Raw genomic sequence first — 8,930 nt, 5'->3', positions numbered from 1 at the left:
GGGGCGTGCCCGTCCCCGCCGCGCGGACATCGAGGCCGGGCATGCGGCCTGGAGGCCGGTCCCGCCCCGCGCCCGCCCAGCGGGGACAGGCAGACCCCGCCGCCCGCCGCACCAATCCACCCGCCGCAGCCAACCGCACCCGCCGACCGTCAACGCGCCGCCGCCGAGGCCCCAGATGACGAAATGACGTACGCCCGCGCAGTACGTCTTATCGGTGACGTACCGATCGCGAGAGGCCGTGACGCCCAACACCCGCCCGCCAAGGCCGCTCCGACCACCGGCCCAACCGCTACGCGGACCCTTCGGGTTCCTTTGGATTGCGCCGGCCGCTCCGCTCCGTGATCTTGAAAAGGCCCCGCGGGCATCATGTAATTGATCTTGCTCGTCTGCCGACACAAAAACAGGAGGGGCGACCGCTGTTCGATCGCCCCTCCCCGTACTCCATCTGGCACCCCGTCCCTGGGGCAGTGCCATTTGCGATGGGAGATACGGGCGAATCACGTCTTCCCCCGTACCTCACACCACCTATGGGGCTCACAGCTCCGGCGGGCAACGGGGAGGTCTCCACGAGCGCCCTCAAAACTCAGGAGACCTCCCCGGCCAGGTGCGACGGCCAATCAGCGTGGGGATGACGCACCGCCGCACCAGCTCAAAGGGTCAGCAGGCCAGCCGGAACCAGACCGCGCGACCTATCTCCGGGTCATGATCAGAGCCCCAACCGCTGGACAGGCGATGGACCCAGTTCAGGCCCCGCCCGCTGAGACTGTCCTCACCCGCTGGCCGCATCGCCGGAACATTGACCGACGATCCCTCATCGATCACCTCGATGTGGATCACGTCCCTACCCAGCCCCACAGCGACCGTGACCAGCCCCTCAGGGTCAATGCCCGAATCACTGTGCAGGATGCTGTTCGTCACGACCTCGCTGACCAACAGCCTCACCGTCTCCAGGACCTCGCCCGAGAAGCAATGCGGACTCAGCAGATCCACCACCCATCTACGAGCCTGCCCCGCCGACCGCACGTCACCGCTGAAATTGCGAGTACCGACGATGCATAGCCCGTCCCGGCGCTGGAGCATCGCCTCTACCGCGCTGTAGACGTCTTCCCGGCTCACCGCGCCGCCTCGTGGATACGCTGCGCCGCCCTCTCGTCAAGAGCGTCGATCCACTGACTCCGCCCCCACGAGAAGAGCCATCTCCCGCCGCGCATGAGGGCGAACACCCGCAGGTCCCCCACCGTGCGCGGCATCACCACACGCGGTTCGCCGGTCCGGGGGAGTTCCACCGTCGTCTCCGCACCAAGCAAGCGGAGATCCCAGGCCAGCCGGACAAGATGGATGTACCGGTCCTCCTGCGGATCTTTCACGACTGGTTGCCGTACGACAGCGGATGCTTTGTCCCGCTTCCCTGTCGTCGCTTCACTAGAGCGCCCGGCTCTAGGATGATCCATGGATCGCACCTCCAGCGTGCGGTCAAGGACCCGTCCAGTGCGCAATCACTGAGGCGGGTCCGCTCTTTTATGAGCCTGGATGAGAACGAGGGCTACGCCATGCCTCTAGTGCAGACAGGAGGAGCGTCGCGACTCTTGAGCGCAAGCCGTAGCCCCTGCTGTACGGAGTGGAGAAGCACTCATAAGGAGATCATCGCTGCGGGCATTGGCCCTAGTTAATGCCGTAGCACTGGCAGCACTGGGATTATTCTTCTCGCGAATATCTGTGCGGTAGCACTTCCGCGCCTAACCTAACGTTATGAGACAGGACCAAGGCCGTCCCTCGCTTCAGTTCTGGTCCACACCCGCCGTAGCAGCCGCTCTCGCGGAGTGCGACATTCCCGCCGTCCTCGCTGAGGTGCAGCGGGTCAACGGATGGACGCAGGGCCAACTAGCCGAGGCGGTCGGCTACTCCCAGAGCTGGGTTTCTAAAGTGCTGCGGAATCGTCAGCCGCTCACGGTGGACCAGGTCCGGGAAATATCAGTCTGAATCGGACTTCCACTTCATTTGCTCCGATTCGGCGCCCGAGGGGATGACGATCCAACGAAACGCAGAGACTTCGGCAAGGCAGTAGCTTTCACGGCTCTCGCAGCCCTACCCCTGCCTAAACGTGCGGAGGTAGACGAAACCACCGCACCCGCTTTGACCAGCATCACCGGCGCTCAACGACGCCTAGAGGCAACGACGCCCGCTAATGAGCTAGCCCGAGGAGCCGTAGCCCATGTGAATCTGGCGAACCGTGTCCTCGGACGCGCTGCCCAGTCCGACTTCGCCAGTGACATCCGTGCAGTGATGAGCGAAGCCGCTGGTTTCGCCGCATGGCTTCATGCCGACATGCACGACATCGGCACCTCGCGCACCTACTACCGTTTGGCGATCGACAGCGCCCGCCAGGCCGAACACTCCCTGTTGGCGGCTTACATGATCGGCAGTCTGGCCGCCTTCGAGATCGACGCCGATGATCCCATGTTGGCGCTAGACCTACTCGCCCAAGCGCGGAGGGAACTAGGTGAACAGCCACCGGCAACCGCGCGAGCATGGCTGTACAGCATTGAGGCACTCGGCCACGCGACCGCCCATGACGCCCCCGCCGCTGTAGCCGCGTTACGAGAGGCTGAATCCGCAGTGATTGCCAGCGAACGGGCAGCAGCACCGCCGTGGCCTTGGGTCTTCCCGTTCGATGATGCGAAACTCGCGGGCTATCGCGCACTGGTCATGGTGCGACTCGGCCGCGCAGGCGAAGCCGTGGCCGCGTTCGCTGAGTCGTTGTCATCGGTCCAACCAGCCATCAAGCAACGTGGAGTGCTCATGACTGAGATCGCCACTGCCAAGGCCATGTCCGGGGACTATGACGAGGCTTTTCACCTGGTATCAAACGCCCTGACGGTAGGGATCACCTACGGCTCAGAGCGGATCATCCAACGTGCTAGACGGTTCCGCCGAACCTATGGCGGTCCAATGACAGGTAGCGCCCGCGCGTTCGACGAGCGTCTTCGCGCGACTCTCCTATAGAAAGAAGGCCATGATCCGTATCGCCGTCTCCGGACACCGGGGCCTTTCCCCCGCGATCACTACCCTGATCGACGACGCTATTCGCTCACTGCTTGCCGAACATGCCCCTACGATCACGGGCCTGTCATGTCTCGCGGACGGAGCTGATCAGATTTTCGCCCGAGCCGTCATCGACCTAGGCGGAGTGCTGGAGGTCGTGACCTCCGCCAGACAGTACCGGGAAGGACTACCCGTCGAGGCGCACCAGGAGTACGACGCGTTACTCGCCAGAGCCAAGCAGGTTCACGCCATGGATTTCATCGAGTCCACATCTGAGTCACACATGGTGGCCAGCCGTTTCATGCTTGATCACGCTGACGAGCTACTCGCCGTCTGGGACGGCAAGCCTGCCAGGGCATACGGCGGAACGGCAGATGTCGTAGCTGAAGCCAGAGAGCGAGGGCTGAAGATTCATGTCATCTGGCCTGAAGGGGCTCAGCGCTGACGGCTACGTCTGTTCGGTCTACACGGCCCGCTCCGCGCGCCGATTCGCGTGGCGCGTGCGGGTGGGCGCCCCCGCCGCCCCATTGTCCGGGGCTCCCGGAACCCGTCAAGCACGGCTGTGACCGTAGGACAACCAGCGCACCTGGAAGGTCACCGGGGACAGGTACACGCAAAGCCGCCCTTGACAGAACCCGGTCGCAGTCCCGGTGTCGGCAGCTATGGGGGTTGGGGGGAGATGTGGGACCCCACATGGTGCCGACCGTTCCGAAGAGTTGGACCTAGACAGCGAGCCGACGCATCCGGCAGGGGAGCGCCCTAGGCAACTGGCATGGAAAGGTCCCCGTAAGGCCCCTTGACCTGCGGAAGCCTACAACGATCCGGCTACAAAGAGAGCCCTAACTTGATAGTCGGCTTCCCGCAGCCGCTGGGTCCCATCACCGCCAGCATCTGTCCCTGCGGCACCTCCAGGTCGACCTCGTCCACCGCGCGGACCCGGCTCTGCCCCTGACCGTGCGTCTTCACCAGGCCGCAGGCCCGGACCGCGGCACTTGACACGTTCATCCACCTTCAACTTCGTCATCGACCTTGGACCAGGCCCGCTCACAGGCATCCAGCCAGCGCAGGTCCGCCTGCAACCGCAGCACGACCCCTTCCAGCAGCAGGCCGGCGCCCGACCCCGCCGGCTCGGCCAGCGCCGCCTGCTGCGCCTCACGCAAGCGGCGCAGCAACTCACGGCGCTGCGCCGCCACCAGCTCCACCGGGTCGGCCAGCCGGGCCGCGGCGGCAGCGGCGAGCTTGAGATGAAACTCCGCCAGGTCCGGTTTCGGCCAGCCCACCTCGGCCAGCCAGGCGGCCACCCGCTGCTGCCCGGCCGGCGTCAGCGCATAGACCTTGCGCTCCGGCCGTTCGGGCAGGCCGTCCGCCCGCTCACAGGCAACCAGTCCCGCTCGCTCCAACCGGGCCAACGTCACATAGATCTGACCGCGGTTCATCGACTCGCCCAGCGGGCCAAGACTCCGCCGCAGCCGAGCGTGCAAGTGGTACCCGTGCGACGGCTCCTTGGCGAGCATCGCCAGCACTGCGTCCTGCATGTCACCCCCTAACGGTTGGCCAATAGATAGCGGTTACCCATTCGAGGTGTCAAAACGCGACATCTGGTGATCTCCTGGACTGGCTCGCCGTCAGCTGAGGGATGGAGGGAAGGCCGAGGTAATGGGGCGGGCCGGTGGACCTGTCCCGGCGAGGATTCAAACTCAACCGGTGAAGCGCCGGTCAGACCGGTGCGGCCCGATTCGAGGTCGGCCGCTCAGCGCTTGTCGCGGTGATGGTCGAGCAGGCGGATGAGCAGGCTCATGGTGGCGGCGCCGGCGGCTCCGCTGCTGAGCAGGGCGGTGGACCAGGTGGTGCCGGCGGCCAGGCCGACCCGTAGGAGGAGGTGGACCGGCGGGGACGGATGCCCTCAGGGCACCCGTCCCCGCCGGGCTACGGCGTGCGGCCCCTGATCGAGCACTTGAGGACATCGTGGTCACACACGGGACCTGTGGAGCGCCCGGTGCCGGGAAAGTGGCACGCCGGGTTTCGGTGGCTCACGCCGCCGTCGAACGTCAGGTGGCGAGGAGGCCGCGGGCTTCCGCGAGGAGTTCGAAGGAGCGCAGCCAGGCCTTCCGGTCCGGGGAGGCCGAGACGGTGATCAGCTCGTCGGCCTGGAAGTTCTCGGCGAAGCGGTCGAGATAGTCCGTCACCTCGGCCGGGGTCCCGATGGCGGAGTAGGTGGCCATCTGGAGGATCTGCTGCCCCGCGGGGGAGGCGAGGATGCCGTCCGCCTCCTCCGGCGTGAACTTCCGGCCCCGGCCGAGCAGCAGGCTGACCCGGCTGCGCTTCATGGCCAGGAACTGCTCCTGCGCCTCGGCCGTGGTGTCGGCCGCGAGGACGTTGACGCCGGCGATGACGTACGGGCGATCCAGCTGCCGGGACGGCTTGAACTCGCGCCGGTAGAGCGAGACGGCGTCCTGGAGCGCGTTCGGCGCGAAGTGGGAGGCGAAGGCGTACGGCAGCCCGAGTGCGGCGGCGAGCCTGGCTCCGAACAGGGAGGAGCCGAGGATGTACAGCGGCACGTCGGTGCCCTTGCCCGGCGTCGCGTCGACGCCCGGGATCCGGGACTCGCCGGTCAGGTATCCCTGCAGCTCCAAGACGTCCTGCGGGAAGTCGTCCGCGGCCATCGGGCCGCGGCGCAGGGCTCGTGCGGTCTGCTGGTCACTGCCCGGCGCCCGGCCGAGACCCAGGTCGATGCGCCCCGGATGCAGCGTTTCGAGGGTTCCGTACTGCTCGGCGATGGTCAGCGGGGAGTGGTTGGGGAGCATGACGCCGCCGGCTCCGAGGCGGATCGTCCGGGTGTGCGCGGCCACGTGGGCGATGAGGACGCTGGTCGCCGAGGACGCGATGGTGGGCATGTTGTGGTGCTCCGCGTACCAGATCCGCCGGTAGCCCCACTCCTCCGCGCGCTGGGCCAGGGTAACGCTGGCCCGCAGGCTGTCGGCGGCCGTCTCTCCCTCGCCGATGTGCGCCAGATCAAGGATGGAGAGTGGAAGAGCCATGGAGAGCAAGCCTTTCATCGCGGGGAGGGAGGAGCGTGCACCCCTTCGAGTTCTGTGCAACGGCGCCGGTGCTGCGGTTATTTCAGCGCCGCTCGCCGGGACGGCACCGGAATCCACCGTGGTGGGGGTGAACGGCCCTCAGCTCACCACCCCCTTCAGCCTGGCCTTGACCTTCCCCGCATGCGGCGTGTCCTCCGCGAACGGCTTCCAGGTCCGTGTTGCGGTGACGGTACTCGGGAACGCGCTTTCCGGAGGCGATCTGGAGGCGAGATCCGCGGCGCCTCGGAGTTCGTCCACAGGTGGCCGGTGCGCACCATTCCGGACCGGTCGCGGACAGGGCTCTGAAACTTTCATCGGGTTCGAAACCCGTTCGGTGAGGTCAGGGGCCAGGGCGGTCCTAATTCAGGGGCTCCGACGTGCAACAAGCTGTACACACGGGTGAAACATCCGGACTATGGGAGCGCTCCCACCATCGTCCTGGAGATGATCACGCATGAGAGTCAATTCGCGTCGCCACGCCTGGCGTAATCGGGCGGCGACCACGGCGGCACTGCTGGTGGCCGCCGCCGGCCTTGCCACCGGGCAAGCCGCCACCGCGCACGCCGCAGTCGCCTGCGACGTCGCCTACACGACCAACGACTGGCAGGGCGGCTTCACCGCAAGCGTGACCGTCAAGAACCTCGGTGACCCGCTGACCGGCTGGACCCTCGGGTTCAGCTTCCCGACGACCACCCAGCAGCTCACCCAGGGCTGGAGCGCCACCTGGGCGCAGAGCGGCCAGGCCGTCACCGCCAAGAACCTGGACTGGAACGGCAACCTGGCCACCGGCGCCTCGACCAGCATCGGCTTCAACGGCAGCTGGTCCGGTACCAACCCCAAGCCGACCTCCTTCACGATCAACGGCGTGGCCTGCGGCGGGACCACCCCCGGCAACCAGCCGCCCACGGTCAGCCTGACCAGCCCCGCCTCGGGCGCCTCCTACCAGGCCGGCGCCGCCGTGCCGCTCACGGCGACCGCGAGCGACGACGGCGCGGTCAGCAAGGTCGAGTTCTACGTCGACGGCACGCTGGTCAACACCGACACCACCGCCCCCTACTCCTACTCCGCCACGGGCCTGGCGGCCGGCTCCCACACCGCCAAGGCCAAGGCGTACGACAACGCCACCCCGGCGCTCTCCACCGAGACCGCCGCGGTCCCCTTCACCGTGGCCGGCACCTCGACCCCGTCGATCGTCGCCTCCCCGACCTCCGTCAGCGTCCCCGAGGGTGGCTCCGCGACCGTCGGCTTCAGGCTCAGCCAGGCGCCGACCGGCAACGTCACGGTCAACCTGAGCAAGACCGGTGACAGCGACATCACCATCTCGCCCTCCACGCTGACCTTCACCACCGCCAACTGGAACACGGCGCAGAACGTGACGGTCTCGGCGGCCCAGGACGCCGACCAGACCAACGGCACCGCCACCATCACGGCCGCCGCCAGTGGCTACACCAGCGCCACGGTCACCGCCACCGAGGCCGACGACGACGGCAACCCGCCGGTCGGCCACGTTGACAACCCGTACACCGACGCCACCGGTTACGTGAACCCCGACTGGTCGGCCAAGGCCGCCGCCGAGCCGGGCGGCAGCGCGGTCGCCAACATCTCCACCGGTGTGTGGCTGGACCGCATCGCCGCCATCGCCGGCTCCTCCTCGGCCATGGGCCTCCGGGCCCACCTGGACGAGGCGCTCCGCCAGGACGCGGCCAACGGCAGCAAGCCGCTGACGATCCAGTTCGTCATCTACAACCTGCCCAACCGTGACTGCTCGGCGCTGGCCTCCAACGGTGAGCTGCTCATCTCCCAGAACGGCCTGAACCGCTACAAGACCGAGTACATCGACCCGATCGCCGCGATCATGGCCGAGCCCAAGTACGCGGCCCTGCGGATCGTGTCGATCATCGAGATCGACTCGCTGCCCAACCTGATCACCAACCTCAACGTGGCCAAGTGCCAGGAGGCCAAGGACAGCGGCGCCTACGTCAACGGCGTCCGCTACGCCCTGGACAAGCTGCACGCGATCAACAACGTCTACACCTACATCGACGCCGGTCACCACGGCTGGCTCGGCTGGGACACCAACTTCGGCCCGTCCGCCGACCTGTTCGCGAGCACCGTCTCCGGCACCATCAAGGGCTTCGACAGCGTGGACGGCTTCATCACCAACACCGCCAACTACTCGGCTCTCAAGGAGCCGCACTTCACCATCAACACCCTGGTCAACGGCCAGAGCGTCCGCCAGTCCAGCTGGGTCGACTGGAACTTCTACGTCGACGAGCTGTCCTTCGCCCAGGCCTTCCGGAACACGCTGATCCAGAAGGGCTTCAAGTCGAACATCGGCATGCTGATCGACACCTCCCGCAACGGCTGGGGAGGCTCGGCCCGTCCGGCCGCTGCCAGCACCTCCACCGACATGAACACCTTCGTCAACCAGTCGCGGGTGGACCGCCGGATCCACGCCGGCAACTGGTGCAACCAGAGCGGTGCCGGTCTGGGCGAGCGCCCGCAGGCCAGCCCCGCCGCCGGTCTGGACGCCTACGTCTGGATCAAGCCCCCGGGTGAGTCCGACGGCTCCAGCAAGGAGATCCCGAACAACGAGGGCAAGGGCTTCGACCGGATGTGCGACCCGACCTACACCGGCAACGCGCGCAACGGCAACAGCATGAGCGGCGCCCTGGCCGACGCGCCGGTCTCCGGCCACTGGTTCTCCGCCCAGTTCCGCCAGTTGCTGCAGAACGCCTACCCGGCGCTCCCGTAGTCAGCTGATCCCGGGTCCCGCCCCCGCGGGACCCGACCTGCGAAGCTCCGCCGCCC

Annotated in this window: 9 protein-coding genes; 4 read left to right on the top strand and 5 right to left on the bottom strand. The window is 67.1% G+C overall.

Features of this window, described 5'->3' with window-relative positions:
* Positions 1–657 precede the first annotated feature (657 nt).
* The gene (locus ABZU75_RS43450) at positions 658–1,116 is read right to left on the bottom strand and encodes an ATP-binding protein (RefSeq protein ID WP_355568370.1); all 459 of its coding nucleotides are present in this window, start codon (positions 1,114–1,116) and stop codon (positions 658–660) included.
* Entirely contained in the window at positions 1,113–1,367 is a 255-nt protein-coding gene (locus ABZU75_RS43445) for a hypothetical protein (RefSeq protein ID WP_355568367.1), read from the bottom strand. Before ABZU75_RS43445 ends, ABZU75_RS43450 begins: the two co-directional genes overlap by 4 nt.
* Positions 1,368–1,749: 382 nt before the next feature.
* Here ABZU75_RS43445 and ABZU75_RS43440 point away from each other — a divergent pair, with 382 nt between their 5' ends.
* The 3 genes from ABZU75_RS43440 (at position 1,750) to ABZU75_RS43430 (ending at position 3,487) form a co-directional block, all read left to right on the top strand.
* Positions 1,750–1,980 (top strand): helix-turn-helix transcriptional regulator, encoded by a 231-nt coding sequence (locus ABZU75_RS43440; protein WP_355568364.1) that lies wholly within the window; start codon positions 1,750–1,752, stop codon positions 1,978–1,980.
* A gap of 234 nt (positions 1,981–2,214) precedes the next feature.
* A complete protein-coding gene (locus ABZU75_RS43435) occupies positions 2,215–3,003 on the top strand; it encodes a hypothetical protein (protein WP_350962668.1) in 789 nt (262 codons plus the stop codon).
* A gap of 10 nt (positions 3,004–3,013) precedes the next feature.
* Positions 3,014–3,487, top strand: a complete 474-nt coding sequence (locus ABZU75_RS43430) for a hypothetical protein (protein WP_355568360.1) — start codon at positions 3,014–3,016, stop codon at positions 3,485–3,487.
* Positions 3,488–3,867: 380 nt separating this feature from the next.
* Here the strand turns inward: ABZU75_RS43430 and ABZU75_RS43425 are convergent, their stop codons facing one another.
* From ABZU75_RS43425 to ABZU75_RS43415, 3 genes are all read right to left on the bottom strand, one after another.
* Entirely contained in the window at positions 3,868–4,041 is a 174-nt protein-coding gene (locus ABZU75_RS43425; protein ID WP_355568356.1) for an ATP-binding cassette domain-containing protein, read from the bottom strand.
* 2 nt (positions 4,042–4,043) lie between these two features.
* Positions 4,044–4,577 (bottom strand): PadR family transcriptional regulator, encoded by a 534-nt coding sequence (locus tag ABZU75_RS43420; protein WP_355568353.1) that lies wholly within the window; start codon positions 4,575–4,577, stop codon positions 4,044–4,046.
* Between the two features lie 513 nt (positions 4,578–5,090).
* Positions 5,091–6,080 (bottom strand): LLM class flavin-dependent oxidoreductase, encoded by a 990-nt coding sequence (locus tag ABZU75_RS43415; protein ID WP_355568350.1) that lies wholly within the window; start codon positions 6,078–6,080, stop codon positions 5,091–5,093.
* A gap of 493 nt (positions 6,081–6,573) precedes the next feature.
* Here ABZU75_RS43415 and ABZU75_RS43410 point away from each other — a divergent pair, with 493 nt between their 5' ends.
* A complete protein-coding gene (locus ABZU75_RS43410; protein WP_355568348.1) occupies positions 6,574–8,874 on the top strand; it encodes a glycoside hydrolase family 6 protein in 2,301 nt (766 codons plus the stop codon).
* The last annotated feature ends 56 nt before the right edge of the window (positions 8,875–8,930 follow it).

It is taken from the genome of Streptosporangium sp. NPDC005286 (assembly GCF_040607515.1).
Taxonomy (GTDB): domain Bacteria; phylum Actinomycetota; class Actinomycetes; order Streptosporangiales; family Streptosporangiaceae; genus Streptosporangium.
The sequence above is the reverse complement of the archived record's forward strand: the minus strand, read 5'-3'. Positions and strand labels throughout refer to the sequence as shown.